1 protein-coding gene is annotated in these 894 nt (G+C 29.2%); it reads left to right on the top strand.

Annotated elements, in window-relative coordinates:
- Nucleotides 1–894, top strand: an 894-nt coding sequence (locus HF850_RS15360; protein ID WP_169106283.1) for an IS701 family transposase, incomplete at both ends; no start/stop codon positions are given.

The following is an 894-nucleotide window of genomic DNA, read 5'->3' as shown; positions in this document are numbered from 1 at the left end:
GTTGGATTCCTAATTATTGATGATACTTTGAGTAAGAAAAATACCTCAACTAAAAAAATCGAAGGTTTGGATTTTCATAATTCTCATGCGGATGGTAATAAACCGAAGTGGTCACACTGTTTAGTTACCTCCCACTATAAAATTAAGGATTATTCTATACCTTTAAATTTTAAACAATATCACCGAAAGGAATCTAGTAAAAATTTATCCAAAAAGTTTTTAGATAAAAATGAGCTTGCAATGGAACTAATAAATGAATTCACTCCGGCAACTAAAGTCAATTATTTGCTGGTTGATTCATGGTATACTTCAGCAAAAATTTTGCTTCACGGTTTAATAAATGGTTGTCATACTATTGGTAGAATAAAATCTAACAGAGTTATCTATCCAGCTGGCATTAAAACAAATGTTAAAAAGTTTTCTTCATATGTTAGAACTAATGAAACTAGCTTAGTTACCGCTGGCAACAACAAGTACTATGTTTATAGATATGAAGGAAAACTTAATGATATTGAAAATGCCGTTGTACTTATAAGCTGGACTAAAAAGGATTTATCTGATAATCCATCATTTATTATAAGTACAGATATATCACTTGATAACAAAACTATAATTTCATATTACGAAAAGCGATGGGATATTGAAGTGAGTTATAGATATCATAAAACTGTTCTTGGTTTTGATGAATTCCAAATTCAATCCTTAGAATCAATACACAGATATTGGAGTATGATATTTTTAACGTATACTTTCCTTGAGCTTTTCAGAATTAAATATGGTAAATTATATAAATTGAAAAATATTGGAGATGTAATATTACACTTCCGAAACAACTATTTGGTAAAAATAGTTGCTTTTGCACATGAATGTGCAGATAACGGGATTAGTCTAGAG

Source organism: Clostridium sp. SM-530-WT-3G (assembly GCF_012843905.1).
Lineage (GTDB): Bacteria > Bacillota > Clostridia > Clostridiales > Clostridiaceae > Clostridium.
This window is presented reverse-complemented; position numbering and strand designations above follow the sequence as displayed.